Annotated in this window: 22 protein-coding genes and 2 pseudogenes; 13 read left to right on the forward strand and 11 right to left on the reverse strand. The window is 69.6% G+C overall.

Features of this window, described 5'->3' with window-relative positions; translation table 11 throughout:
• The first annotated feature begins 26 nt into the window (after positions 1–26).
• Positions 27–2,150, forward strand: a complete 2,124-nt coding sequence (locus OHT57_RS01645) for an alpha-galactosidase (protein WP_328744007.1) — start codon at positions 27–29, stop codon at positions 2,148–2,150.
• Between the two features lie 23 nt (positions 2,151–2,173).
• Here OHT57_RS01645 and OHT57_RS01650 read toward each other — a convergent pair.
• The 4 genes and pseudogenes from OHT57_RS01650 to OHT57_RS01665 form a co-directional block, all read right to left on the reverse strand.
• Positions 2,174–2,353 (reverse strand): annotated as a pseudogene (locus OHT57_RS01650) (glycoside hydrolase family 3 N-terminal domain-containing protein); the annotation flags it as partial.
• Position 2,354: 1 nt separating this feature from the next.
• Positions 2,355–2,549: pseudogene (locus OHT57_RS01655) on the reverse strand (NF041680 family putative transposase); the annotation flags it as partial.
• A gap of 192 nt (positions 2,550–2,741) precedes the next feature.
• The gene (locus OHT57_RS01660; RefSeq protein ID WP_328744008.1) at positions 2,742–3,617 is read right to left on the reverse strand and encodes an RCC1 domain-containing protein; all 876 of its coding nucleotides are present in this window, start codon (positions 3,615–3,617) and stop codon (positions 2,742–2,744) included.
• Positions 3,618–3,678: 61 nt separating this feature from the next.
• Positions 3,679–4,464, reverse strand: coding sequence for an IS5 family transposase (locus tag OHT57_RS01665; protein ID WP_443053584.1), 786 nt, complete (start codon positions 4,462–4,464; stop codon positions 3,679–3,681).
• On the opposite strand from OHT57_RS01665, the gene OHT57_RS01670 reads away from it, so the two are divergent.
• Entirely contained in the window at positions 4,361–4,795 is a 435-nt protein-coding gene (locus OHT57_RS01670) for a hypothetical protein (RefSeq protein ID WP_328744009.1), read from the forward strand. The genes OHT57_RS01665 and OHT57_RS01670 overlap by 104 nt on opposite strands.
• A 138-nt stretch (positions 4,796–4,933) precedes the next feature.
• Here the strand turns inward: OHT57_RS01670 and OHT57_RS01675 are convergent, their stop codons facing one another.
• A complete protein-coding gene (locus tag OHT57_RS01675; RefSeq protein ID WP_328744011.1) occupies positions 4,934–5,881 on the reverse strand; it encodes a helix-turn-helix domain-containing protein in 948 nt (315 codons plus the stop codon).
• Between the two features lie 246 nt (positions 5,882–6,127).
• On the opposite strand from OHT57_RS01675, the gene OHT57_RS01680 reads away from it, so the two are divergent.
• Positions 6,128–6,910 (forward strand): MBL fold metallo-hydrolase, encoded by a 783-nt coding sequence (locus tag OHT57_RS01680; protein ID WP_328744012.1) that lies wholly within the window; start codon positions 6,128–6,130, stop codon positions 6,908–6,910.
• A 205-nt stretch (positions 6,911–7,115) separates the two neighbouring features.
• On the opposite strand, the gene OHT57_RS01685 is transcribed toward OHT57_RS01680, so the two are convergent.
• Positions 7,116–8,048: an NADP-dependent oxidoreductase gene (locus OHT57_RS01685; RefSeq protein ID WP_328753086.1), complete on the reverse strand. Its 933-nt coding sequence runs from the start codon at positions 8,046–8,048 to the stop codon at positions 7,116–7,118.
• 160 nt (positions 8,049–8,208) lie between these two features.
• Between OHT57_RS01685 and OHT57_RS01690 the strand changes: the two genes are divergently transcribed.
• The 5 genes from OHT57_RS01690 (at position 8,209) to OHT57_RS01710 (ending at position 14,885) form a co-directional block, all read left to right on the forward strand.
• Entirely contained in the window at positions 8,209–9,156 is a 948-nt protein-coding gene (locus OHT57_RS01690; protein WP_328744013.1) for a GlxA family transcriptional regulator, read from the forward strand.
• Positions 9,157–9,558: 402 nt separating this feature from the next.
• Complete coding sequence (locus tag OHT57_RS01695; protein ID WP_443053410.1) at positions 9,559–9,894, forward strand: WhiB family transcriptional regulator; 336 nt, start codon at positions 9,559–9,561, stop codon at positions 9,892–9,894.
• A gap of 294 nt (positions 9,895–10,188) precedes the next feature.
• Positions 10,189–11,895 (forward strand): IS1182 family transposase, encoded by a 1,707-nt coding sequence (locus OHT57_RS01700; protein ID WP_328744014.1) that lies wholly within the window; start codon positions 10,189–10,191, stop codon positions 11,893–11,895.
• A gap of 350 nt (positions 11,896–12,245) precedes the next feature.
• On the forward strand, positions 12,246–13,505 hold the full coding sequence (locus OHT57_RS01705; RefSeq protein WP_328744015.1) for an NAD(P)/FAD-dependent oxidoreductase: 1,260 nt from the start codon (positions 12,246–12,248) through the stop codon (positions 13,503–13,505).
• Between the two features lie 186 nt (positions 13,506–13,691).
• Positions 13,692–14,885 carry an RNA-guided endonuclease InsQ/TnpB family protein gene (locus tag OHT57_RS01710; RefSeq protein WP_328744016.1) on the forward strand — a complete coding sequence of 398 codons (1,194 nt, stop codon included), beginning with the start codon at positions 13,692–13,694 and terminating at the stop codon, positions 14,883–14,885.
• A 164-nt stretch (positions 14,886–15,049) separates the two neighbouring features.
• On the opposite strand, the gene OHT57_RS01715 is transcribed toward OHT57_RS01710, so the two are convergent.
• Positions 15,050–15,709 (reverse strand): fasciclin domain-containing protein, encoded by a 660-nt coding sequence (locus OHT57_RS01715; protein ID WP_328744017.1) that lies wholly within the window; start codon positions 15,707–15,709, stop codon positions 15,050–15,052.
• 69 nt (positions 15,710–15,778) lie between these two features.
• Complete coding sequence (locus OHT57_RS01720) at positions 15,779–17,380, reverse strand: molybdopterin-dependent oxidoreductase (RefSeq protein ID WP_328744018.1); 1,602 nt, start codon at positions 17,378–17,380, stop codon at positions 15,779–15,781.
• 277 nt (positions 17,381–17,657) lie between these two features.
• Between OHT57_RS01720 and OHT57_RS01725 the strand changes: the two genes are divergently transcribed.
• Genes OHT57_RS01725 through OHT57_RS01735 form a run of 3 tightly spaced genes read left to right on the forward strand, consistent with a single transcriptional unit; the run spans position 17,658 to position 19,224 of the window.
• The gene (locus OHT57_RS01725; RefSeq protein ID WP_328744019.1) at positions 17,658–18,257 is read left to right on the forward strand and encodes an RNA polymerase sigma factor; all 600 of its coding nucleotides are present in this window, start codon (positions 17,658–17,660) and stop codon (positions 18,255–18,257) included.
• Positions 18,254–18,874: an Asp23/Gls24 family envelope stress response protein gene (locus OHT57_RS01730; protein ID WP_328744020.1), complete on the forward strand. Its 621-nt coding sequence runs from the start codon at positions 18,254–18,256 to the stop codon at positions 18,872–18,874. The genes OHT57_RS01725 and OHT57_RS01730 overlap by 4 nt, the downstream gene beginning before the upstream one ends.
• Positions 18,871–19,224 carry a hypothetical protein gene (locus OHT57_RS01735; protein ID WP_328744021.1) on the forward strand — a complete coding sequence of 118 codons (354 nt, stop codon included), beginning with the start codon at positions 18,871–18,873 and terminating at the stop codon, positions 19,222–19,224. The genes OHT57_RS01730 and OHT57_RS01735 overlap by 4 nt, the downstream gene beginning before the upstream one ends.
• Before the next feature lie 261 nt (positions 19,225–19,485).
• On the opposite strand, the gene OHT57_RS01740 is transcribed toward OHT57_RS01735, so the two are convergent.
• The 3 genes from OHT57_RS01740 to OHT57_RS01750 form a co-directional block, all read right to left on the reverse strand.
• Positions 19,486–20,238 carry an anti-sigma factor gene (locus tag OHT57_RS01740; RefSeq protein WP_328744022.1) on the reverse strand — a complete coding sequence of 251 codons (753 nt, stop codon included), beginning with the start codon at positions 20,236–20,238 and terminating at the stop codon, positions 19,486–19,488.
• The gene (locus OHT57_RS01745) at positions 20,235–20,819 is read right to left on the reverse strand and encodes a sigma-70 family RNA polymerase sigma factor (protein WP_328744023.1); all 585 of its coding nucleotides are present in this window, start codon (positions 20,817–20,819) and stop codon (positions 20,235–20,237) included. The genes OHT57_RS01740 and OHT57_RS01745 overlap by 4 nt, the downstream gene beginning before the upstream one ends.
• 289 nt (positions 20,820–21,108) lie before the next feature.
• Positions 21,109–21,654: a hypothetical protein gene (locus OHT57_RS01750; RefSeq protein WP_328744024.1), complete on the reverse strand. Its 546-nt coding sequence runs from the start codon at positions 21,652–21,654 to the stop codon at positions 21,109–21,111.
• Between the two features lie 306 nt (positions 21,655–21,960).
• Here OHT57_RS01750 and OHT57_RS01755 point away from each other — a divergent pair, with 306 nt between their 5' ends.
• Both OHT57_RS01755 and OHT57_RS01760 read left to right on the forward strand, forming a co-directional pair.
• A complete protein-coding gene (locus OHT57_RS01755; RefSeq protein ID WP_328744026.1) occupies positions 21,961–24,321 on the forward strand; it encodes a S8 family peptidase in 2,361 nt (786 codons plus the stop codon).
• A gap of 42 nt (positions 24,322–24,363) precedes the next feature.
• Complete coding sequence (locus OHT57_RS01760) at positions 24,364–25,314, forward strand: hypothetical protein (RefSeq protein ID WP_328744028.1); 951 nt, start codon at positions 24,364–24,366, stop codon at positions 25,312–25,314.
• Positions 25,315–25,460: the final 146 nt, after the last annotated feature.

A 25,460-nucleotide genomic window follows, 5' to 3' on the forward strand; every position in this document is an offset into this window, starting at 1 on the left:
ACCGAAGAAGCGAAGGAACACTCATCATGATCGACACCCGCGTCCTCCTCGACTGGGGCCACGACGCCTTGCGCCTGATCATCGACGCCGACCAGGACGGCCGTCCGCGACTCCGTCACCTCGGCGCCCCCGACACCGCGCCCAGGCCGGCTGGTTCGAGGGAGTCGCTGCCGCTGGTCGAGGCCATGGTGGGCGGCTGTTCGTCGGGCCGGCAGGTGGTCGACGGCGTCGGCGCACGACTGCGCCACGTGGGCCACGAGGTGCAACGTGACGGGGCCTGGCACCAGTTGACCGTCCGCCTGCACGACCCCGAGACGGACCTCGCCGCCGACGTGGTCTACCGCTCGCCCGACGGCATCCCCGTCCTGCGCGCACACGTGGAGCTGCGCAACGGGGGCAGCAACCCGCTCGACCTGGAGTCGGTCACCTCCCTCGTCCTCGGCGTCCTCACCATGGACCCGGCGCAGTTGGTGACCGCGGACCTGCTGTGGGCGGAGAGCGACTGGATCAACGAGCACCGCTGGCAGCGGCGCCCGTTGCGCCAGGCCGTCCCGTACATCAACGGCCGCGTCCACCAGCCCTACCGCATGGGGACCTTCACCATCGCCGGGAAGGGTTCCTGTTCCACCGGCGGTCACCTGCCGATGGGCGCGCTGAGCGACCGCGAGACGGGGCGGACCTGGCTGTGGCAGCTGGAGACCAACGGTGGTGGCTGGCAGTGGGATTGCGGGGAGAGCAGGGACACGGGATTCCTGTCCCTGTCCGGCCCCACCAACCTCCGGCACGGCTGGTCGCACCGTCTTGAGCCGGGGGCGAGTTTCACGACCGTACCCGTGGCCCTCGCCCTCACCGAGGCCGGCGGCACCGACGAGGCGTTCGCCGCCCTCACCCGATACCGGCGGGCGATCCGCCGCCCGCACCCCGACCACCAGCATCTTCCCGTCATCTTCAACGACTACATGAACTGCCTGATGGGCGACCCGACCACGGCCCGCCTACTGCCGCACATCGACGCCGCCGCCGAGGCGGGCGCCGAGTATTTCGTCATCGACGCCGGCTGGTACGACGACGGGGACGGCGGCTGGTGGACCACCGTCGGCGCGTGGGAGCCCGCCCCCTCCCGCTTTCCCGGCGAGGGCGGCCTGGGGGAGGTCATGGATCGGATACGGGAGCGCGGCATGGTGCCGGGACTGTGGCTGGAACCCGAAGTGGTGGGCGTGCACAGCCCGATCGCCGACACCCTGCCCGACGAGGCGTTCTTCCGCCGCCACGGCGCCCGCGTCAACGCGAACGGCCGCTTCCACCTCGACCTGCGCCACCCCGCCGCCCGCGCCCACCTGGACGCGGTGGTGGACCGGCTCGTCGACGACTTCGGCGTCGGCTACTTCAAACTCGACTACAACGTGGACGCGGGTTCCGGCACCAGCAGTCACCCCGGTGAGGCCCCGGCGGACGGCCTGCTCGGCCACAACCGCGCCTTCCTCGACTGGCTGGACGGCGTGTTGGACCGCCACCCGGGCCTCGTCCTGGAGAGCTGCGCCTCCGGCGGCAAGCGCGCCGATTACGCCCTTCTCTCGCGCGTCCAGCTGCACTCCACCAGCGACCAGCAGAACCTGGAGTTGTACGCCCCGATCGCGGCGGCCGCACCCACCGCGGTCACGCCGGAACAAGGGGCGGTGTGGGCCTACCCGCTGCCCGACGACTCTCTCGACGAGGTCGCCTTCACCATGGCCAGCGCCCTCCTCGGCCGTATCCACCTCTCCGGCCTCCTCCCCGAACTCGCCCCCGATGCCCTCGCGTTGGCGCACGAGGCGGTCGCCGTCCACAAGACGATCCGCAGTGACCTGGCCACCGCTGTCCCCGCCTGGCCGCTGGGCCTCCCCGGCTGGTACGACCCGTGGATCGCCCTGACTCTGCACACACCCGACACCACGTACGTCACCGTGTGGCGCCGTCCCGGTGACGACTCCGACGAGTCGGCCGTTCTCCCGTTCCCGACCCTTCGCGGCGCCCGGGTCGGCGTCGACGTGCTGTACCCCTCCACCACGAAGGCGCAAGCCACGTGGGACCCGGAGGCCGCGACGCTCGACGTCTCCCTCCCGTCGGCCCCTTCGGCGGTGCTGCTCCGTCTCTCCACCCGCCCGGAGTGAACCGGCAGAACAAATAGCGACGGTCGGGTGTACGCCGTGGCGATCGCCGCCGTCAGGTGCGGGTCCTCGGCGTAGCCCTCCTCGTTCCTGCCCCACAGCGGGTGCCGGAGCAGACTGACCGTCGGCGCCCACACGTTGAGCCCCACCCGGTCGTCGCGTGCGCGCATCGCCCGCGTCTCTTGGGCGACGGCGTCGCCGACCCGCACCATGCCCGCGCTGATGCTCAGGAGCCAGGGACAGCTCGACCAACGTCCTCACCGGGCCGTCCGCACACAGCAAGGCGTCACTCAGCTCGAACAAGGCGTCGGGCCTCTGGGTCAGGCAGGCATAGAACTCCGTCCGGAAGCATGACAGTTGGGCAAACGCATCCCGCGGGATGTCCCGCTGCAGCAGACTCATCGCTACGGCCTTCGTACTGGGCAAGTGCCTCTGTGACGGAGCACAGGATCAGGCGAAGGCCGCTCTCACGTCAGGCACTCAGCCGAAAACGTCAGCAAGTTCGAGGCCATGTTCGACCACGGACGATGAACGTCAAGCTTAGGACTGGAATCAGAATGAAGTCTCTGCGGCTCGGGAATGACGGCGTGTCAGTTAAGGCTGACGCGGCCCGGAGGCCTGGGGAAGCTGGAGTCCGGACCAGGCATCGACTTCGCACTGCCTGTCGGCATTGTTCCCTGTGGCCATGACTGTGCCGTTGGCGCGCAGGCCGAGGGTGTGCGTTGAACCGGCCGCCACGGCGACCATGTCGCGCCAATCGACGACTTCGCACTGTCCGTAGCTGTTGTCTCCCGCTGCGAGGACCCGTCCTGACGCTGTAACTCCGACGGTGTGGTAGCTGCCTGCGTCCAGTGCCACGACGTTTTCCCACTCATCGACCGTGCACGCCCCGTTCGCCCGGTCGCCGGTCGCTACTGCCCGCCCGTCGGCTCTGAGGCCGACGGTATGGAGATACCCGGCCGAAATGGCGGCCAGGTCACGCCACCCTTCAACGGCACACTGCCCTCGTCGGTTGCTCCCGGCGGCCAGTGCAGAACCGTCCGACCGGACGCCGACGGAGTGCCAGTCACCACACGAGAGGACGACCATCTCGCGCCAGGACTGCACGTCGCATTGTCCTTCTGAACTCCGGCCAACTGCTAGCACCCGGCCATTCGAGAGTAACCCGAGTGTGCAGCGCCAGCCTGCGGCCACGGCCGTGACGCCTCGCCATCCGGCGACATCACGTTGCCCATCGCCATTCCACCCCGTTGCCAACACCGTGCCGTCCGACCGGAGTCCCACTGTATGAGACCTGCCCGTGTTCGTTGCGGTATGGACGTTGCCGGCTGCCACCGCGACGACGTCTTCCCATCGCTCGACACGACATTCAGCGGCCGCGGTATGGCCCACGGCGAGAACGGTTCCATCCCAGCGCCGTCCGACCGAATGACGCCTTCCGGCCGCCAGCGCCGACAGGTTAGCGAGCATCCCGCCTCCTTGTGCTGGCGCGCGTTCGCGACAGGGGATTCCACCCTACGCTGGCCTGGAATTAGAGCGGTGTCCTCAGCCATCGCCAGCAGATGACGGCACAACCGAGTGCGATGAAGGCCTGGTGGATATCGTCGCGGATCTCCCAACGGATGCGTAGGCAGCGGAACCAGTGCAGTAATGCGATGGCGCCTTCCACGACCCAGCGGTGTACGCCGAGTCCGGAGCCGTGTTCGGTGCCGCGTCGGGCGATGTGCGGGGTGATTTGGAAGCGTCGGACCTGGTCGCGGTAGCTCTCGTGGTCGTAGCCGCGGTCGGCGTAGAGGTGCTTCGGGCGGCGCAGCGGTTGGCCGCGTTTGCCTCGGATCAGCGGGACGGCTCGGATCAGTGGGATCAACTGGGTCACGTCGTTGCGGTTGCCGCCGGTCAGCGTGGCGGCCAGCGGGATGCCGTGGGCCTCGACGATCACGTGGTGCTTGCTGCCGGTCTTGCCCCGGTCCACCGGGGACGGGCCGGTGGCCGCACCACCTTTCATCGCCCGCAGATGGCTCGAGTCGACCGACGCCCGGGACAGAACCAGTATGCCGGCCGCCCGCAGTTCGGCCAACAGCATCTCGTGCAGGCGCTGCCAGACCCCGGCCTCGTTCCACTCCCGCAGTCGCCTCCAGCAGGTCATCCCGGAGCCGAAGCCGAATTCCTGCGGGAGGTAGCGCCAGGGGATGCCGGTATAGAGCACGAACAGGATGCCGCACATCGATGAGCACACGACGGTCATTGCGGCGGGGGTCGACGACGTCTGGCGCAGTCTGGGCGAGACACTGGACCGATCCTTCTCGCGTCCTGGTATGGCGCGCTACGCGAGACTGGTGGGATCCGCCGACTGCACAGCGTCTGGACCACGGCCCCTTGCCGAAGGCTCGACGGTGCCCGGTTTTCGAGTGGTCGCTGCGGTCCCGGGACGGGAGCTGGTCCTCAAGGGGCGCCATCGTTTCTCGTCCTACGCCCTGATCTTTCGCCTCGAACACATCAGTCCGGGTCGATCACGGTTGCGCGCCGAAAGCCGAGCTGTTTTTCCCGGCCTGGCCGGCAGCATCTACCGACGGCTCGTCATCGGGACGGGCGGTCACGAGATTGGCATGCGGCGCCTTCTCTCAGCAATCCGCCGCCGATCCGAGTAGCGCATACACGATCACGGTCCCCCGTCCCTATAGACGAGCTACACCCAAGTCCGTTTCTTCGTGCAGTTCGCGGACCCGGAGTGCCCGGTCGGGGTGCTGGTTGAAGGCATTCAGGACGGTGCTGATCCAAGGACTGGGTCACTGGTGGTGGCGGAGCGGTGGAGCGCTTGGCATGGGGGATTCGTTTACGCGGTCGGGTGGCGTGGGCGGCTTTGCGGGCGGCGACGCGCGTTGGGAGGCGCGGAAGGCCAGGGGGGTTCGACCGGTGTGGCGTTGGAAGAACTTGCCGAAGTGGGTGGCGCTGGTGAAGCCGAGGTGGGCTGCGATGGTGGCGGCGGGTTCGGTGCCGTGGGCGAGGAGGCGCTTGGCCTCCAGGGCGAGGCGCTGGTCGAGGTAGTCCTTTGCGCTGAGGCCGGCTGCGGTGTGGGTGGCGCGGGTGAGGGTGCGGGTGGAGTAGCCGAGTTCGCGGGCGTAGTCGTCGATGCGGTGGGTGCGGGAGAAGTCTCGTTCGACGGCGTCGCGGAACCGCAGGAAGGGCTCGGGGGCGGATTCCGCGGCCTGACCGTGTTGCTGCGGGTTGGCGAGGCGCAGGAGTACCACGTCGAGCAGGCGGTGCAGGAGGGCGGTGTGGACCGGCAGTGGATGGCGCTCCGACTGGGGGAACTCCGCGGCCAGTTGCTCGGCCGCGGCTGCCAGTAGGGGGACATCCGCAGGGTCGGGGCTGTACAGGGGCATCGGGGCAGTGGTGATGCCGAGGCCGGCCAGTTCCGCGGTCTCGGGGGCGACGAAGTCCTCCTGGAAGAGGATCATGATGGCCTCGGCCTGGTCGGGGTTCTGCCACTGGTGCACCTGGCCGGGCCGGATCCACAGCCAGGAGCCGGGCGGCAGTACGTACCCGGTGAAGTCGACGCGGTGGCGCAGGGTGCCGGCGGTGACCAGCAGCAGGGCGTGGAAGTCCTGCCGGTGCGGGGTGGCGATGTGCCAGGGCCAGTCACGGGTGCGGTCGCGGAAGTCGGCCAGGGTCATCACCTCCAGGCCGCCGGCGGAGCCGGCCGGAGGCTGGAAGACCACCTTCGGCAGTCCCATCTCCCGCTGACCGGGCTTCGGCCGCGCTTGTCGCCTGTGGACCATCACGAGACCGAAGCGTATCTCGCCGGACATCCGGTTCCGCCGCAGTATGGAGGTGTTCCAGAGGCGACCCGCCCGCAGCGTGGAAGCCAGCTATGTCCGCTGCGGCCGATAGTCGGTCGCGAACCCGAGCACCAGCCATCCGCCCCTCCCCATGCCTCACCACCCCTTACCCCTCACCCGTACTTCGACAGGAGCAGAGCCATGCACGGCACCATCACGGTCATCGACAAGGGTCCGGTCCGCATCCACAGCTACACCGCGCCCGAGGACGGCCTGGACGTCAACACCCAGCTGATCGAGACGCCGTCGCGGATCGTCGCCGTCGACGCGCAGTTCGCCCTCGCCTACGCCGACGAGGTCGTCGCCTACGCCAAGCAGCTCGGCAAGCCGCTCGACCGCCTCGTCGTCAGCCATGCGCACCCGGATCATTACCAGGGTGCGGCCCGCTTCGGCGTCCCCGTGCACGCCCTGGCGGAGACCACCGCGGAGATCGTCGCCACAGGCGACAAGACCGACCTGCCCACCGGCGCCCCGATCCCGCTCGCCGACATGACCCCGACCGTGGAGATCACCCCCGGCACCGAGGTCATCGACGGCATCCCCTTCGTGTTCGAGAAGGTGACCGGCGGCGAGATCCACACCACCGTCGTGATCAAGCTGCCCGAGCAGGGCGTGCTGGTCGCCCAGGACGTCGTCTACAACCACACCCACCTGTGGTTCCTGGACAAGGACTTCGACGGCTGGCAGGCCAACATCGATCGCTTCGCAGCCGAGACGGAGTACGACACGATCCTGCCCGGTCATGGGGCGCCGACCACCCCTGCCATCTGGGCCGAGCTGACCGACTACGTCAACGCCGGCCGGGAACTGCTCGATGACGACGGCGACGCGTACAAGAAGGCCATCACCGAGCGTTACCCCGACTACAAGGGCGCGGCACTCATCGACGTCGCCAACGCCTACATGTTCGGCCCCAAGAGCTGACGCGTCTCCTGGGCCGGCGACGCCCGCGTCCACGTATCTCTCCCTCCGAAGCGACACCTCGCCCGCCGCGCCCCGCCTGGCCGTCTCCAGCTGCGACAACGCGCGCACAGCGGACGAGGTCGTCGAGGCTGGACAATGCGCTGCCGCGCAGGGGCCCGGGGCACGGCAGCCGTGACCCCGGCATCCGGCTCAGCGGCTCAGCGGCTCAGCGGACGGTGAGGACGATCTTGCCCGTCGTGCGATCGGTCTCACCCAGCGCGTGTGCTTCGGCCGCCTGGGCGAGCGGGAACGTAGCCTCGATGTGGGCCCGGAGTTTGCCCGAGCCGGCCAGGTCGGCGATGGCACGCATGCCCGCGTGGTCAGCCTCCACGAGCAGCCCTTCGAGCCGCACTCCGAGTTCCGCGGCCTTCTCGGTCTCCTCCGGCGTGCCGCCACCGAGGAGCGATACCAGGGTTCCGCCCTTGCGCAGCACGCCCAGAGAGCGGGTACGGGTCTCGCCCGCGAGCGGGTCGAGGACCAGGTCCACGTCGCTGACGGCCTCGGCGAAGTCGACGGTCCGGTAGTCGATCACCTCGTCGGCGCCCAGTTCGCGCAGGAACGCGTGCTTGCCCGCGCTCGCCGTGCCGATGACGTACGCGCCGCGGGCCTTGGCGATCTGTACGGCGAGGTGGCCGACCCCGCCCGCGGCCGCGTGGATCAGGACGCGCTGTCCCGGGCGGACGTCGGCGGTGTCGACGAGGGCCTGCCAGGCGGTGAGGGCGGCGAGCGGGAGGGCGCCTGCCTGGATGTGGTCGACGTTGGCAGGCTTGGGCGCGAAGGACCGGGTGGGGGCGGTGACGTACTCGGCGTGGGCGCCGACGCCGTGCGGGTAGGGCAGCATGCCGAAGACCTCGTCGCCCGGCTTGAAGAGGGTGACGCCGAAGCCGACCGCCTCGACGACGCCGGAGACGTCCCAGCCGAGGACGAACGGCGGCTCGCCGACGAACGCGCCGCCGGCCCGGTGCTTCCAGTCGGTGGGGTTGACGCCTGCCGCGTGGACGGCGACGAGGATCTCGCTGACGCCGGGCACCGGCCGCGGAACCTCGATCTCCTTCAGTACTTCGGGGCCGCCGTGGACGTCCTGGCCCATCGCACGCATCGATGCATTCGAATCAGTCATGCGTCAACACTGCGGCAGGCGGCCATCACCCGGCAATGGCAAGATTGCCAGCATTCGATAGGATCGTGCCATGAGGCATGAAGTTCATCCCGGTCATGGGAGTCATCCGGTCCAGCTTCTGGGACACCGCCCCCATAGCGTGGCCGTGCTGGCACTCGAAGGCGTCTACCCCTTCGAACTCGGCATCCCGAACAGGGTCTTCGCCGACGCTGACGGGCGGTACGACGTGCGCACCTGCACCGTCGACGGGCGCCCGGTACGCACCAGTGCGGACTTCACGGTGGCCGTCGAGCACGGCCCCGAGGCGCTGGAGACCGCCGACACGGTGGTCATCCCGCCGTTCGACCACGCCCTTGTCTCGGACCGGCTGACGGAACCGATGGCGACCGCACTCGCCCGGATCCGGCCGGGTACGCGGATCGTGTCCATCTGCACGGGCGCCTTCCTGCTCGCGGCGGCCGGGTTGCTCGACGGGCGGCCGGCGACCACGCACTGGGTGTTGGCCGACACCTTCCGCCGGCTCTTCCCGGGGGTCGCGCTGGACGCCGAGGTGCTGTTCGTGGACGACGGCGACATCCTCACCTCGGCCGGAGCCGCGTCCGGACTGGACGTCTGCCTCCATCTCGTACGCAAGGACCACGGCAGCGAGCTCGCCAACCGGGTGGCGCGGCGCTGTGTCGTACCGCCGTGGCGGGAGGGCGGACAGGCCCAGTACATCGAGCAGCCCGTCCCCGACCTGTCCTCGGCGGGAACGGCGGCGAGCCGGCAGTGGGCCCTGGAGCGCCTCGACCAGCCGCTGACGCTCGCGGATCTGGCCGGGCACGCGCGGATGAGCGCACGGACCTTCGCTCGCCGCTTCCAGGAGGAGACCGGCACCAGCCCCGGGCGCTGGCTCATCCAGCAACGGGTCCACCGGGCACGGCAGTTGCTCGAGTCCAGCGATCTGTCCGTGGACCGGATCGCGGGCGAGGTGGGCTTCGCGACGGGGGCCTCGCTGCGGCAGCATCTGCACGCGGCGATCGGGGTGTCCCCGCTGGCCTACCGGCGTACGTTCCGCACGGCGCCGACGGGACTGGGTCCCATCTGAACCAGGCACCCCGAAGGGGCTGCTGAAGGCGGCCCAAGCTCTACCTGGGAGCGGGCCGCGCCTCGTCCACCCTCGCCACCCAGACCTTCGCGGGCCTGCTGCCCAACAGCGCACTGGGCTTGATCCGCTTTGACGGACATCCAAGATCAAGGGTTCAGCCCCTCGCCGCGATGAGGAATCTCAACCGCCTGGATTTCATCGGCGAGAGCCTGAGGGCCGCCCTCGAGGTTCCCGTCGGGGCGCCCCTACAGCCCGTGCTCGCCCTGTGGCAAGCCCGCGTCACTCGAAGGAGTTGGGCGTTCTTCCGCTGCTGAACGCCCAGCACCCCACTCGCGTACTGTCACATGCCTGCCGCATAGCCGGGCGTAGCGCTGGCCGATTCGGGGAGGGGACGGTACCGAGGTGATAACGGATACCGACTGGGGTGACCGCGGGCTGTGCAAGAGCACCGACCCAGACGAACTGTTCGTCGAGGGAGCTGCGCAAAACCTGGCGAAAGCCGTATGTACCGGCTGCCCCGTGCGCACCGAATGCCTGGCCTACGCCCTGGATCAGCGCATCGAACACGGCGTCTGGGGCGGCATGACCGAACGTGAGCGACGGGCGCTCCTGCGCCGCAGGCCGACCGTTATCTCGTGGCAACGCCTGCTGGAAACCGCCCGCTTGGAGTACACGCATCAAGCTCATGCTGCTGTCCCGGACGGTGGCGTGCTCCCGGCGCTGCACGAGGTCTGCTGACCTGGGTCCCTGCTCGTCTTCTCCAGCACGGCGGGGAAGAGGAAAGACGCAACAGCAGGCACGGGACATCCCTGTGATCATCTGGTTTCGACACCACAGCGCTCACGAAAACCCGTGCCTGCTCTGCTACTAGCCCTTACCGGTCTGATCGCCAACTCTCCACGCAGTCAGGGAACCTGACGGAGTCCTACTAGCTTGACTCTGTCGGGGATCTTGGAGTTCCTCGGTGCGGCAGCATGATCAACGGGCATGCTCGGGTGGTTCCGCCGACCGATGCAGTTGTCGAGGTGCCCGTTGTCCCTTCGCCCCCGTTCCGGTGAGCAAGTCCCTTCTCTGACCGCGCAGATCGCGCGGGCGAGCAACCCGGGCGGTACGACGGCGATATGGGTACGCGATCGCCTCGATGGGCTGTGGTGCGACGAGGACTTCGCCGACTGGTACCCGCGGGATGGGCGCCCGGGGCTCTCGCCTGCTCAACTGGCCACCGTCTGTGTGCTGCAGTTCCTGCTCGGCCTGTCGGACCGGCAGGCCGCCGAGGCGGTCCGCTGTCGCATCGACTTCAAGTACGCCATGGCGATGGAACTGGACGATCCCGGGTTCCACCACAGCGTGCTGGCCGACTTCCGCGACCGTCTCGCCGAAGGCGATCGCGCTGACCGCCTCCTCGACCTCGCGCTGGCCCGCCTCACGGAGGCCGGACTGGTGCGCGAGCGCACCACGCAGCGCACCGACTCCACCCACGTCCTGGCTGCGGTGCGCGACCTGACCCGCCTGGAGTTGGTCACCGAGGCGGTCCGCGCCGCACTCGAAGAAGTCGCTGGTATGTCCCCTCACCTGCTGGACGAGCTGGTCGATGAGGAGTGGGGCCGCCGCTACGGTCGGCCGGTCCGCCTGGGCAAGAACCCCACCAAGCCCACGACCAGGATCCTGGCCACCGGGAACGATGCCGTCCGGCTCCTGGAACACCTCTACCGGCACGGAGCAGGCCGCCCGTCCGGCCCTCGCGTCCAGGCCCTGCGCCAGATCATGGTGCAGAACTACCACCGTGACCAGGCAGGCCGGCTACGCTGGCGCACCGCCGAGAAGGAAGGCGGACCCGGGCTGCCGCCCTCGTCCCGGGCAGTCGTCTCGCCCTACGACACCTCGGCCCGCTATGCGAGGCACGGGCACATCATCAGCTGGAAAGGGTTCGCCGCTCATCTGACGGAGACCTGTGCTCCCGACGGCCCCAACGTGATCACGGACGTGGCCACCACCGCGGCCACCACCCACGACAGTCAGGTCCTGCCCGGCATCCACACCCGTCTGGCGCGGCGCGGGCTGCTGCCCGCCGAGCATCTGGTCGACGCCGGCTACACGTCCCTGCCCCACCTCGAACAAGCCACCCGTGAACACCAGGTCACGGTCTCCGGGCCGCTGCGGAGCAACCCCACCCGCCAACACCGGCAGAACGAGGGCTTCGCCCGGGACGACTTCCACATCGACTACGACCGTCAGCAGGTCACGTGCCCCCAGGGGCAGGTCAGTGCGGGCTGGCACGGCCCCTACCCAACCTCGTCACCCACCGCGGCCCCGCTGATCGTGGCCAGGTTCACCAAGAGTCAGTGCCGTCCCTGCCCGGCCCGCACCCAGTGCACCTCCACCGCCGACAGTGCCCGAACCGTGGGCTTTCCCCCGCGAGAACTCCGTGACCTGCAACTTCGCGTCCGCGCGGAGCAACAGACGCCCGAGTGGAAGACCCGCTATGCGGTCCGCTCGGGAGTGGAGGGCACGGTCAACGAGTTCGCCCACGGACACGGCATGCGGCGCTGCCGCTACCGAGGACAGGGAAAGGCCCACATTCAGCACGTTCTGACGGCCATTGCCGTCAACATCGAGCGCCTCAGCGGACTGCCACCGGCCGAAGAAGCACCCACGTCCCGTCGACCGACTGCCTTCCAGCACTACCTCGACCAACGCGAGATACCCCGGCTGAAGTCTTGGCGAACCCTGGGAACCTGACCGGCATCTCCAAGATCCCCGACAGAGTCAAGCTAGACGACGCAGTTGGACATGACCGCTATCGGGTACTGACCGGTGAACGCCGCATGCTTGACGATCTTCCGGTGCAGGTTGATGCGGGTGCGGGAGATGACCGCCCCGTGGATGTCGGGCCGCGCCGCCGGACGGGACAGCGCCCGCCACGGCTCATCAGACTTGGTACCGGGTGATCGAGTCCTACGCCCCCGCCCCGCGGCTCGCCGACTGTGCCCGTGAGGCTCCTCGATATCTGATCCGCCCATTCGCCAATCCGCGGCGCGACCTGTTCCGGATTACGCGCGGACCTGATCGCGAGCGCGGGAGGAAAGTGGATGAGGCGGACGGCCGTGGTGGGCTCCGGTGTCGCGGGGCTGACCGCCGCGTACATTCTGGGCCGGACGCGACACGTCGTGCTCTACGAGGCCGATGACCGGCTCGGTGGGCACGCACACACGCATGAGCTGACGTCGTCGTACGACGGGCGGGTGCACCGCGTGGACTCCGGGTTCATCGTGCACAACCACCGCACCTACCCGAACCTGCTGCGGCTCTTCGACGAACTCGGCGTCACCACGCAGGAGTCGGAGATGAGCATGTCGGTGCGGTGCGAGGGCTGCGGCCTGGAGTACGCCGGTGCACGCGGCCCCGCCGGACTGCTCGCCCGGCCCCGGGCACTCCTGCGCGGGTCGTATCTGCGGCTGCTGGTGGAGGTGCCTGCATTCCACCGGGCGGCAAGGCGGTTGCTGGCCTACGGCGGCGAGCAGGGCCTGACGCTGGGCGAGTTCCTGGACCGGGAGGGCTTCTCTGCCTATTTCCGCGCCCACTTCATGACACCTGTGGTGTCGGCGGTGTGGTCCTGCGACGCCGGCACCGCTCAGCGCTACCCGGCTTCCTATCTGTTCCGCTTCCTGGAGCACCACGGGATGCTGTCGGTCGGCGGCTCGCCGGTGTGGCGCACGGTCACCGGCGGTTCCCGCGCGTACGTCGACCGGGTCGCCGAGCACATCGGTGAGATCCGCACCGGCACCCCCGTACGGGCCGTGCGCCGCCACGCCGGCGCTGCCGAGGTGACCGCGGCCGACGGCACCACGGAGTCGTACGACTCGGTGGTCGTTGCGGTCCATCCGGATCAGGCGCTGCGCCTGCTCGCCGATCCGACCGACCGGGAGCGGGAGGTGCTCGGCGCTTTTCGCTACTCGCGCAACACCACCCTCCTGCACACCGACACCCGACTGCTGCCCCGCGCCCGAGGAGCCCGTGCCTCCTGGAACTACCTCATGCCGTCCTGCACGGCGGGCGCCGACCGGGTGCGGGTCAGCTACGACATGAACCGGCTGCAACGTCTCGACGCAGCCGAGGCGTTCGTCGTCACCCTCGGCGGCGAGGACCGCGTCGATCCCGGCCGGGTGCTGGCCCGCATGGTCTACGAACACCCCGTGTACACCCCGGAGTCGGTAGCCGCCCAGGGGCGGCTGCACGAGCTGGCCGGTGATGTCTGCGTGTTCGCGGGTGCCTATCACGGGTGGGGGTTCCACGAGGACGGCTGCCGGTCGGGCGTCGAGGCCGCCGCTGCGCTGGGAGCGCGCTGGTGAACGCCGCCCTGTACGCCTGCACGATCCGTCATCAGAGTCCTTTCGTAGATACCCTCGCCTTTAGGTGGGGGAGGAAACGAAGCCCCTGCGGGGCAGGGCAGGGTGCGGGGTTTCGCCGTCAGAGCGAAAGACCGTGCTCTGACCCGCAGGTGTGAACTTCGCCTGTCCTGGCACTAGTTTGCGAGCGTGACCACGACGTGTGTGAAGCGGGCATTTAAGTGCCGCTTCTATCCCACGGACGAGCAGGCGGCTGAGCTGTCGCGCACGTTCGGCTGCGTCCGCAAGGTCTACAACCTGGCGCTCGCCGCCCGCACCGAGGCGTGGACGCGGCAGGAGCGGGTGAACTACAACGCCACCTCGGCGATGCTGACGGCGTGGAAGAAGACTGAGGAGCTGGCGTTTCTCAACGAGGTCTCGTCCGTTCCGCTCCAGCAGTGCCTTCGGCACCTCCAGGTTGCGTTCACCAGCTTCTTCGGCAAGCGTGCGAAGTACCCGCGCTTCAAGTCGAGGAAGAAGTCCCGCAGGTCCGCCGAATACACCACCAGCGGTTTCCGTTTCCGTGACGGCGCGCTGACTCTGGCCAAGATGCGCGGACACCTGGACATCGTCTGGTCCCGGCCTCTGCCCCAGGGCGCGAAGCCGTCCACGGTGACCGTCTCGCAGGACGCGGCCGGACGCTGGTTCGTGTCGATGCTGTGCGAGGACCCGTCCGTGAAACCGCTCCCCGCCGCCGGCAACGCCGTGGGCGTGGATGTCGGCCTGGACCATCTGCTGACCCTGTCCACCGGGGAGAAGATTGCCAACCCCCGGCACGAGCGCACCGACCGCGCCCGTCTTGCCCTGGCCCAGCGACGCATGGCGAAGAAGGCCAAGGGCTCGGCGAACCGGGCCAAGGCCCGCCGGAAGGTCGCCAAGATCCATGCCCGTATCGCCGACCGGCGTCGTGACGGGCTGCACAAACTGACTACTCGTCTCGTTCGTGAGAACCAAACGATCGTGATCGAGGACCTGACCGTGCGCACCATGGTCAAGAACCGGAGCCTGTCCCGCGCCATCAGCGATGCCGCGTGGTCGCAGTTCCGGAACCTGCTGGAGTACAAGGCCGCCTGGTACGGGCGGGAAGTGATCGCTGTGGACCGGTGGTTCCCCTCGTCCAAGCTGTGCTCCACCTGCGGCACCCTTAAGGAGAAGATGCCGCTGCACATCCGCACGTGGACGTGCGACTGCGGCACGACCCACGACCGGGACGTGAACGCAGCGAAGAACCTGCTGGCCGCCGGACGGGCGGTGTCGGCCTGTGGAGCCGGTGTAAGACCTCAACGGAGTTCTCCGGACGGGCAGTCGGCGAAGAAACAGGAACCCTCACGGCGCGAGCCGTAGGAATCCCCTCCCTTCAGGGAGGGGAGCGTCAATGCGGGTTCCTCTCGGCTTCGTTCTCGATGGGCTCTCAGTTCGTCAGACCCGGCCCGGACGCGTCTGTGACGCGGGGCCGGAAACCAATCCGCGGGGCGCCACGCGTGTGGCACCCCGCGGATGACGCGGCGTCAGCTGGTGGGCATCAGGACGCTGTCGATGATGTAGACGGTGGCGTTGGCGGTCTGGACGTTGCCGCAGACCACCTTGGCGGAGTCGTTGACGGTGTAGGACTGGCCGGAACCGGAGGTGGTGAGCTTCGCCTTCTCCAGGGTGTCGAAGGAGCCCTTCTCCAGGTCCTTCGGCGTGAGCTTCTGGCCCACCACGTGGTAGGTGAGGATCTTCGTCAGCTGTGCCTTGTCGTTCAGGACCTTGTCCAGGGTGGCCTTGGGAATCTTCGCGAAGGCGTCGTTGGTCGGCGCGAACACGGTGATGTTCTGGGCGTTGTTGAGAGTGTCGACCAGCCCGGCCTTCTTCACCGCGGCGACCAGCGTGGACAGTGCCGGGTTGTTGGAGGCGGCGGTGGCGACCGGGTCCTGGGCCATGCCGTCGAAGGAACCGGCACCGCTCGTGGGCACCGCCGAACAAGCCGAACCGAACGGCTTGTCCATGGCGGTGCTGCTGTCGGAGCCGGTCATGCTGTCGTCCGACGCGGAGGCGGACGCCGACGCCTTCGACGAGGAGTCCGACGTGGTCGAGTCGGAGCCGCTGTCGGAGCAGGCGCTCAGGGCCAGGGGCAGGACGGCCGCGGCGGCCAGGGTCACGGCGGTACGGCGGATACGGGTGTTCATGGTGTTTCTCCTGTTGGTTGACGCAGCCTGAGCTGCCTTCATGGGGAAAGGGAACGGTGGCTTGGGGGGTCAGTCGACGGTCACGACAACGGAGTGCCATCCACTGGCGCCGTCGGGGATGGTGCGGGTGCGTTTCTCGGTCTGCACCGCGCCGGTGCGGTCGGTGGCGCGCACGGTGAGGGTGTGGCCGCCCTTGGTGGCCTGCCAGGGGAAGGTCCACTGGCGCCAGGTGTCGCGGGAGTCCTCGGTGGCGAGCCGGGCTTGCTGCCAGGGGCCGTCGTCCACGCGGACCTCGACTGTGTCGATGCCGCGGTGCTGGGCCCAGGCGACGCCGGCGACCATCACGGTGCCCGCCGTGGGCCGTGCGAACGGCTTGGGCGTGTCGATGCGCGACTGCGTCTTGACGGGCGCCGTGCGGGCCCATCCGCGCTTGACCCAGTAGGGGTCGTAGGAGTCGAACGTGGTGAGCTCGATGTCCTTGATCCACTTGCAGGCGGAGACGAAGCCGTACAGGCCGGGCACCACCATGCGGACCGGGAAGCCGTGGGTGAAGGGCAGGGGTTCGCCGTTCATGCCGAGGGCGAGGAGGGCGTCGCGGCCGTCCATCACGTCCTCGACCGGGCTGCCGATCGTCATGCCGTCCACCGAGCGGGCGACCAACTGGTCGGCGGGCCCGCCCTTCGAGGGCGGCTTGACCCCGCACTCGGCCAGCAGATCGGCCAGCCGTACGCCGATCCAGCGGGCGTTGCCGACGTAGGGGCCGCCGACCTCGTTGGAGACACAGGTCAGCGTGATGTCCCGCTCGACCAGGTCACGGCCCAGGAGATCGTCGTATGAGAGCGTGACCGGACGGCTGACTCCCTTGCCGTGGATCCGCAGCTTCCAGGTCGTCGCGTCCACCCTGGGCACCACGAGGGCGGTGTCGACGCGGTAGAAGTCCGCGTTGGGCGTGACGAACGGGCTGAGGCCGGGCAGCCGCGGTCCCGCGCCCTTCGGCACGGCGGGGGCGGGGGATGCGGGCGCGGGCAGCACCACGTTGCGCCGGGAGGCGACCGCGTCCCGGCCGCCGGCTCCGGCCAGGGCACGGCCCAGCAGCCCGGCGCCCGCCGACGCCACGGCCGCGGTGCTGGCCGCGATCACGAAGCCGCGGCGGTCCCAGTCGCCTCCGGGCGGGACCGTCGGGGGCGCGTGGGGTTCCGTGCGGGGTTCGAGGCGGCCCGTGAGCACATACAGGAGCACGGCTGCGGCGACGGCCCCCGCCGCTGAGGGCAGCGCGTCCGTGACACCGGCCGAGTCGGGTCTTCCGGTCGCCGCGAGCGCCCCCACGGCCCCGAACAGCAGCACACCGGCCGCGGCCGTACGGCGAAACCACAGTCCGGCGATTCCCAGGGATACCGCGAAAAGCGCAAGGACCGCGAGAATTCCAAGCTGGAGAACCAATTTGTCGTCGGCGCCGAAATTCCGGATCGCCCAGTCCTTGACCGCGGCGGGCGTGCGGTCGATCGCGGCGCCGCCGACGGCGACGACGGGACCGGCCTGCGGGCGGACCGCGCCCGCCACGGCCTCGGCGACCGCAAGCGCGGCACACCCGGCCAGCGCACCGCTGAGCGCGCCCAGCAGCAGCCGCACCGGACCGGGCCGGCGGCGGGGATTCTTCTCGTTCTCGGTCACGTGGGGAATCCGGTCCTGAACTCCCGCCGGATTGGTCTCACCCACGATCGGATGAATTTTCTTTTCCCACCAATCCGCGCCCGCCTTCGGCTACGGATCACCTGTAAAACGTCTTTTCATTTCACCGGTCGTCGACTGTGACGGCGGTCGTCGGCATCCGTCGGGCCCTCTCGGCCCGAAGTCCCGCGTAACGGAGACCGCGCCGCGGTGTCCAACCTTCGGAACACCGGCCTTGGAAAGACCGGCTTTCGAAAGACCGGACGAGAGGAGCCGCCCAGTGGCGGGGGCCCGCACACCGAGCGCACCACCCGACAGCGCACCACCGAACACCCGGCTCGACACGGACGACGCCCTGCTGACGGTCCGTGCCGCGGAGGGTGACGAGGACGCCTTCGCCGTGCTCGTGCAACGGCACGCGCCGTCGCTCACCCGCCTCGCCACCCGACTGCTCGGCACCCGGACCGAGGCCGAGGACGCGGTCCAGGACGCCTTCCTCAGCGCCTGGCGGCGGCTGCCCGAGTTCCAGGGGCGCTCCTCCTTCGGCACCTGGATATACCGGATCGTCACCAACCGCTGCCTGAACGTGCTGCGCTCCCGCAGGCCCACAGCCCCACTGGAGGCGGTCGGAGACGTGCCCGCAGCCGAGCACAGCACGTCCCCGGCCCGGATCACCGAGGGCCGCGACGCGGTACGTGAACTGCGCGGAGCCCTCGACCTGCTCTCGGCCGAACAGCGCGCCTGCTGGGTGCTGCGGGAACTGGACGGCCGCTCCTACGAGTTCGTCGCGGACGCGGTCGGCATCAGCCAGGAGGCCGTGAGGGCCCGGGTCTTTCGTGCCCGCCGTTGTCTGACACAAGCACTGGGGGCCTGGCGATGACCGACCGGACCGACCCACCGCACGGCACGTCCACCCACGAGGACGGCGACGAACTCCTGCCGTGCGGACGGCTGCTGTCCCGAGCCTGGGCCGACTGGGAGGACCAGTCGGACAATACCCACCCGCGAACCTGCCCGCACTGCCGAAAGGCGGTGCGCGGGCTCGACGAACTGGAGTCCGCGGTACGCGGGCTGCGCACCGAGACGGCGGACACCGGCTCCTACGACACCGAGCCGCTGACCCGGCGGATCATGGACGTGGTCCGCCTCGAACTGCGGCCGGGCCGCCCCCTGCCGCTCGGCGAACCCGCCGAGGACCTGTGGATCATGGAAGCGGTCGCAGCCCGCGCCCTGCGCACCGCGGCGGAAACGGTCCCGGGCGTCCGCGCCGGATCCTGCCGCCTTCTCGACGTCCACGAGGACGGCACGGTCGAGGTCCGCCTCGACATCCACGCCCCGCCCGGCGTCCCCCTGCCCGACCTCACCGCGCAGGTGCGGGAACAGGTGCGGCGGGCCGCCCACCGCGCCCTGGGCATGGTCATAACGGCCGTGCACATCCAAGTCACCGACCTGGCCCACCCAGCAGCCGACGACGACCGGGAAGGCCCTACGCCATGACCGAGCACACCGCGAGGACCCCGCACCGCACGCTGGCCGAGGAGGTCGCCGGCGCCGTGACAGAGGTACCGGGGGTCGCCTTCCTACGGCCCGGTCTGGCCGACCGGCTGCGCACGACGCTGGCCCGCACCACGCCGGCCCGCCCCGCGCCGCACCCTGCCGGGGTCCGGATGACCCGCCCGGACAGCGAGGGGCCCTGGCACGTCGAGATCCACGTCGTGGCGCTCCGGCAGGGGCGGACCGTGGACGTGGCCCGCGCTGTCCGCGACGCCGTCGGGCATCGCCTGGATGTCCTGGCCCCCGCCGCGTTTCCGCCCCGGGTCACCGTGACGATCACCGGGCTCCTCTGAGGCCGGTCCCCTGCGGGGCGCAGGTTCGGTCGCCATCAACGGCGCCGCGACGATCCGCTCCCCGGTGAGCCGCCACGCCCGGCGCAGCCGGACATGCTCCCCGAGACCCGACACCGGTGCTCTGCCGTCCCGGCAGCGACGACGGGTACCAACTGCCGAGGCAGAACACCGGCCGTCATGACGTCCGACCACCCGCCGGCACATGCTGCGACTTCACGTCATGCCATGCACCCCTGTGCCGTAGAGCACTGCCCCTCGCCGTCAGCCAGGAAGGGCCATCAGGGCGATCGGCGTGGTGGTGGGCTGTTGTGAGCCGCCGCTGGGTTCGACGGTGACACCCATGCCCGACGCCCCGTCGACGTCGCCCCGCATCAGGACGGCCTGGTCACCGCGGTCCGGGTCCATCAGCCCGGCCGACCGCATGGTCCCGCCGTCGTCGAACCACAGCTGGTAGACCCTCCCGGAGGGCGGACGGTCCATCCCCGAGACGACGAACACGGCCCTGTCCCGGCTGCGGGAGACGACGACCGCACCGGTGGCACCGCCGGCCAGGCCGGCGGCACGGGTCCTGGCGTCCGGCGCCGCCAGTACCGCGGCGATCTCATCGGACGTCCGGGAAACCTGACGTGCCTGGGCACCGGCCTCCTCGGCTCGCTGGTGCTGCCACAGGGTTGTCCCGCCGAGCGCCGCGGCCGCCGCGAGGCAGGCGGCGAGCGCCCACCGGGACAGCAGCCGAGCCCTCAGCCCGGCACGTACCGCAAGGACCCGGGCGGGCGTGCCGGGCGCCTCCTGGCGGACGGTGGTGATCCGGTGCAGCACCTGCTCGCGCAGTGCCGGAGCCGCAGCCGTGGCCACGGCCAGTCCCAGACGCGCGGCCGTCGCGCCCAACTCGGCCGATTCCTGCGCGCACGGCTCGCAGCCCGCCAGGTGCCGTTCGAACGAAGCGTTCTCCTCGTCCGACAGGGCGTGCAGGGCGTACGCGCCTGTCAGCCGGTGCAGGTCGATGGTCCTCACGCGGTCACCCCCAGGCAGTCGCGCAGCCGGATCAGTCCGTCGCGCAGTCGGGTCTTCACGGTCCCCAGCGGGAGCCCCAGCGCCTCGGCAACCTCGCGGTAGGTCAGCCCCCGGTAGTAGGCGAGCGTGACCGACTGGCGCTGGAGCTCGGTCAGCGTGCGCAGACAGCGCCGCACCTGTTCCCGCTCCAGGCTCGCCTCGACATGCTCGGCCACCTCGTCGTACTCGGGAACCTGGTCGAGCAGCGCGGCCTTGTGGTCCCGGGCCATCGCGGCGTCCACCGAACGCACCCGGTCCACCGCCCGGCGGTGCGCCAGCGTGAGGATCCAGTTCACCGCGCTCCCGCGATCGGGCCGGTAGCGGGGAGCCGTCCGCCACACCTCCACCAGGACCTCCTGCGTCACCTCCTCCGACTGCGCGTGATCCCGCAGCACCGCACGCACCACACCGAGCACCGGGCCCGCCACATGGTCGTACACGCGAGCGAACGCCGCCTCGTCCCCCAGGGCCACCTGCCCCACGAGTTCCTGCAGATCAGGCCCCCTAGAGGGGTTTCTGCCGATATGTACTGCTTCTTTCACCGAGGGGCCTCCACCGTCGGGACATGTCCGGGCGTAATCCGTTCCCGCAGGCCACATGGATTGGTCACACTCGTGACGAATTCACCGACGGCGACGGTGACGACGGACGACCCGGAACAGTCCGGAGTCCCTACCGAAGGCGGAACCCTTCACCTGCCCCGATTTTCCCGGCCACGGGGAGGGACCGACAGGGCCTCCGGGACGACTGTCCCATGCGGTTCCGACGCCGTGATCACACCAGCCAGGTGAAGGGATCGTTCTACATCTGCGGGCCTCGGAAAGCCGTGAGTCAGCAGCAGCGGCTCTGCCGTGGCTCCACGGAACCCACCTGTTCCATGCGCCGGATCTCCCGCTCCGCCGCTTCCAAGTGCCCGAGGTCGAGGGCCATCGCGGCACGCCCGGCGACATAGAAGAGGTCCTGTCGGATGTGACAGCCCAGTCCTGGTTGCCGGCACAAGGCCAGGAACCGCACCTCGAGACTGAGTTCGATGCGACCCATCTCGTCTCGAACGCCGACCGGGAGTGCGGCGTGCCGGAGGTCCTTGGCGTAGTCGCGCGTCTGCCGGTCCGCCTCGTCAGGCCGGGCTTCCACGGGACGACAGGGGTGATCTGCCCACTCCGTGTCAGCCCAGCAGCCGAGTTCGTCCAGGTACTCGGAGGCGACCACCAAATCCGGGGGCGAGGCTGAGAAAGCCGCGTCCGCGCCAGCAACCAGCTGGGCGAGACGGCGTCGCGCGTCGCCGTCCCCCGCCACGCACATCGCGATGAACCCCGATAACACGTCGAGCCTGCGCGACACCTCTGCCCGCTGCCAGATCTCGTAAAGTCCCGTCATCCACCGTTCCCCTTTCGCCGACCGCGCCTCCGCGCCCCGAACCCTATGACGCGCCCCCGCCAACGGGTCCAAAGGTTTTTCCGAGCTCAGCGAACGAACTTCATGCCCGCTCGGTGCGACGCACGGTCTCCTCTCACAGCCTTGTGTCGGCGAGCGGGGGCTTCTTGATCATTGCGGGACAGTGCTCAAGAGGGACGGCCTTGTGCGGAGGTACCGCAATGGGGATCATGGGGCCGCCGCCACGATGGCAGCACCCGAATACCACCCAACTCACCTGACAACAAAGGGGTTTGCATGAGCTTATGGATGCGTTCGGGGGCAGTGGCGATTGCCACCGCGCTCACCCTGGGCATGGCGCCCGGGATCAGACCCGGCCTGTCGGCAGCGGCGGAGGCCGCACCGGCAGGAAGTACGGCGCAGAGTGGCGGCCGCACCGTCACCCTGATCACCGGAGACACGGTGACCACCGACGGCACCGGCCGCGTCATCGGAGTCCGGGCGGGTGAGGGACGCGAGGACATCGCGATCTCCGTCCACCGCTACCAGGACCGCAGTTACGTGATCCCTGAGGACGCGGTGCGGCCGCTGGCCGAGGGCACCGTGGACCGACGGCTGTTCGATGTGACGGAACTGCTCGCCGCGGACATCGACGACACACAGCGGGACTCGACGCCGCTGATCGTGACCTACCGTACGGCCGGTGCGGCATCGGCGAAACGGGAACTCGTCGCCGCCGACGCGGAGGTCGAGCGAAACCTGCCGGTGATCAACGGCCAGGCGGTCAAGGTGAATAGGTCCGACGCCGCACAGGTGTGGGACGCGCTCACAGACGCCAGTACGGGTGCCCGGGCGGATGCCACCCAGGTCGCCTCCGGCATCGAAAAGGTGTGGCTGGACGCCGCCCGGACGGCGAGCCTGGACCAGAGCGTGCCGCAGATCGGCGCGCCCACGGCATGGGCCTCCGGCTACGACGGCAAGGGCGTCACCATCGCCGTACTGGACACGGGCGTTGACCAGACCCACCCGGATCTGGCCGACCGGGAGATCACCGAGAAGAACTTCGGCTCCTCGCCGGACAACGTGGACCGGGTCGGCCACGGCACCCATGTCGCCTCCATCGCGGCCGGTTCCGGCGCCAAGTCCGGTGGCCGCTACAAGGGTGTCGCCCCCGGCGCGAAGATCCTCGACGGCAAGGTCCTCAACGACATGGGATCCGGCTACGAGTCGGACATCATCGCCGGTATGCAGTGGGCCGTCGACCAGAATGCCAACGTTGTCAACCTCTCCCTGGGCGGCACCGACAGCGCGGGCATCGACCCGCTGGAGGAGGCCGTCAACACCCTGTCCGCCAAGAGCAGAACACTGTTCGTGATAGCCGCCGGCAACGAGGGGCCCCTCGCCGGCACCATCGGCTCTCCCGGCAGCGCGGCCGCCGCACTCACCGTCGGCGCGGTGGACAAGCAGAACCGGATCGCCACCTTCTCCAGCGTAGGCCCCACCAAGGACGGCTCCCTGAAGCCCGACCTCACCGCGCCGGGCCGGTTCATCGTCGCCGCCAAGGCGGCCGAGGGCACGATAGGCACCCCCGCGGGCGACGGATACGTCTCCCTCAACGGCACCTCGATGGCCACCCCGCATGTCGCGGGCGCAGCGGCCATCCTCGCCCAGCGGCACCCCGACTGGACCGGGCAGCAGCTCAAGCAGGCCCTCGTCTCCTCCACCAAGCCCACGGCAGGCCTGACCGTGCAGCAGCAGGGCACCGGACGGGTGGACGTCGCGAGGGCCGTCAGACAGACGGTGAGCAGTGAGGCGTCGTCCGTCGGCTTCGGTGCACAGCAGTGGCCGCACACCGACGACACCCCGCTGGCCAAGAAGATCACGTACCGCAACACCGGCACCTCGGCGGTCACCCTCAGCCTGGCCGTCCAGGCGACCGACGCCGCCGGAAAGTCCGCTCCCCGGGGGCTGTTCACCGTTTCGACGAAGCGCGTCACCGTGCCCGCGGGCGGCACCGCCTCCGTGGACGTGACCGCCGACGCCCGCACCGTACCGGCGGGAGGCGACTACTCGGGCGCTCTGGTCGCCACCGGCGGCGGCCAGAGCGTACGCACCGCCCTGGCGGCCGACCCCGAGGTGGAGTCGTACGACCTGACGATGAACGTCCTCGACGGCAACGGGGACCAGGCGTTCTTCCCGTTCATCATTCTCTACGGCCTGGACAGCCCGGCCCTGCTGTGGAACGCGCAGACCAGCGACGGCGTCGTGCGGTTCCGCGCGCCGAAGGGGGCGTACAACGTCTTCGCCCTGGTCACCACCTGGAGTGGTGGGGCCGCGGGGACGGCGGAACTGACGCAGCCGCGGCTGTCGCTGACCGCGGACACCCGCACGGTCCTGGACGCCCGTGAGGCCAAGCCGGTGTCGCTCACCCCACCGGATCCTGATGCCACGTCCAACGGCGCCTACGCCTCGTACATAATGCGCGCGGCCGGGTCGGAACTCGCCGCGGGCATTCTGACCGGGAGTGACTTCTCGCGGCTCAGGATCGCCCAGTCTTCCGGCGCCCCGGCGTCACCCGCCGACGGTTTCGAGGCCCAGGTCGGCGCCACCTACAGCAAGGGCACCGACACCGCGTACGACCTGCTGTACACCAGATCCGGCTCGTTCTAGGACGGCTTCTCGCACACGGCGAGTACGAGCGAACTCGCGCGCGTGGACATCGCCGCGGGCGCTCCCGCGGCGGGCAAGACGGGCAGCGTCACGGCCAGTTGGCGCACACCGCTCGGCGAGGCCTACGGCGTCGCCGCCACCGGCTTCGCCCTCCCGGGCAGCCAGCGGCATTACGTCACCGCGCCCAAGGACTACACCTGGGGCTTCGACTTCGTACAGAAGGGCGCGAGCGGCGGGCACGAAACGTTCCTGAGCGGCGTGGACCGGACGTACCGGGCCGGACGGAACTACTCCGAGAAGACCTTCAACACCGGTGTGTTCGGGCCCAGCCTGGCCGAAGGGCCGGGCGGCGGAGGCGTGTCGCGTCTCGGTGACGACCTGAAGATCTGTCTGCCGCAGTTCGCCGACGGCTCCGGCCACCTCGGCGACTCCGTGACCGAGACGGCCAAGGCCACACTCACCTCGGGCGGTGTCCCCTATCTGTACCGCACAGTGACCGCACTGGAGCCGAAGTACCTGCGCTGCCGGTCCGTGACCACACTCCCCGCGGCACGGCAGCCCTACCGCCTCACCACGGACTCCTCCCGGCCGACGGAGGTCTCCGGGGTCAGCACGCGGGTCAGCGCCTCCTGGACGTTCGTCTCCGGCCGTGTGTCCGGCACACGTGCAGCCGTCCTGCCGCTGTCCTCGGTCCGCTTCGCTCCCGAACTGACGTCGGCCGGCACGGCGAAGGCGGGCACCCGTCTGACGGTGCCACTCATCGTCGAGGGCGCGGCGGCCACGCGGGGAGTGAAGGCGCTCTCGGTCGAGGTCTCGTACGACGCGGGGGCAACCTGGCGGAAGACGGACGTGCGTTCCTCCGAGAGTACGCGGCAGGTGACTCTGGCCCACCCCGCGGACGCCCGTTCCGTCTCCTTCCGAGCCCGTCTGACGGACATGGGCGGGAACACACACACGGTGACGATCATCGACGCGTACCTCCTGACGCGCTGACCGTCCGACGCGCCGGCCGAGAGGTTGTGACGTCCGGCGGTCGATGAGAGGAGGGTGTCCGGTATCGGCGTATGACGACCGATGAACCGGACGGCCGACAGACTGTGGGTCGCCTGGATGCATTCGCCGGATCAGTGAGCAGGACT

It is taken from the genome of Streptomyces sp. NBC_00285 (genome assembly GCF_036174265.1).
Lineage (GTDB): Bacteria > Actinomycetota > Actinomycetes > Streptomycetales > Streptomycetaceae > Streptomyces.

Bases quoted from the DNA above. Each gene is read 5' to 3' on its own strand.
- OHT57_RS01730 (WP_328744020.1), top strand. From the start codon at position 18,254: ATGACCGACCGGACCGACCCACCGCACGGCACGTCCACCCACGAGGAC.
- OHT57_RS01675 (WP_328744011.1), bottom strand. From the start codon at position 5,881: ATGGGACTGCCGAAGGTGGTCTTCCAGCCTCCGGCCGGCTCCGCCGGC.
- OHT57_RS01660 (WP_328744008.1), bottom strand. From the start codon at position 3,617: ATGCTCGCTAACCTGTCGGCGCTGGCGGCCGGAAGGCGTCATTCGGTC.
- OHT57_RS01755 (WP_328744026.1), top strand. From the start codon at position 21,961: ATGCGTTCGGGGGCAGTGGCGATTGCCACCGCGCTCACCCTGGGCATG.
- OHT57_RS01670 (WP_328744009.1), top strand. From the start codon at position 4,361: ATGCCGCACATCGATGAGCACACGACGGTCATTGCGGCGGGGGTCGAC.
- OHT57_RS01685 (WP_328753086.1), bottom strand. From the start codon at position 8,048: ATGCGTGCGATGGGCCAGGACGTCCACGGCGGCCCCGAAGTACTGAAG.
- OHT57_RS01735 (WP_328744021.1), top strand. From the start codon at position 18,871: ATGACCGAGCACACCGCGAGGACCCCGCACCGCACGCTGGCCGAGGAG.
- OHT57_RS01750 (WP_328744024.1), bottom strand. From the start codon at position 21,654: ATGACGGGACTTTACGAGATCTGGCAGCGGGCAGAGGTGTCGCGCAGG.
- OHT57_RS01645 (WP_328744007.1), top strand. From the start codon at position 27: ATGATCGACACCCGCGTCCTCCTCGACTGGGGCCACGACGCCTTGCGC.
- OHT57_RS01705 (WP_328744015.1), top strand. From the start codon at position 12,246: ATGAGGCGGACGGCCGTGGTGGGCTCCGGTGTCGCGGGGCTGACCGCC.
- OHT57_RS01680 (WP_328744012.1), top strand. From the start codon at position 6,128: ATGCACGGCACCATCACGGTCATCGACAAGGGTCCGGTCCGCATCCAC.
- OHT57_RS01715 (WP_328744017.1), bottom strand. From the start codon at position 15,709: ATGAACACCCGTATCCGCCGTACCGCCGTGACCCTGGCCGCCGCGGCC.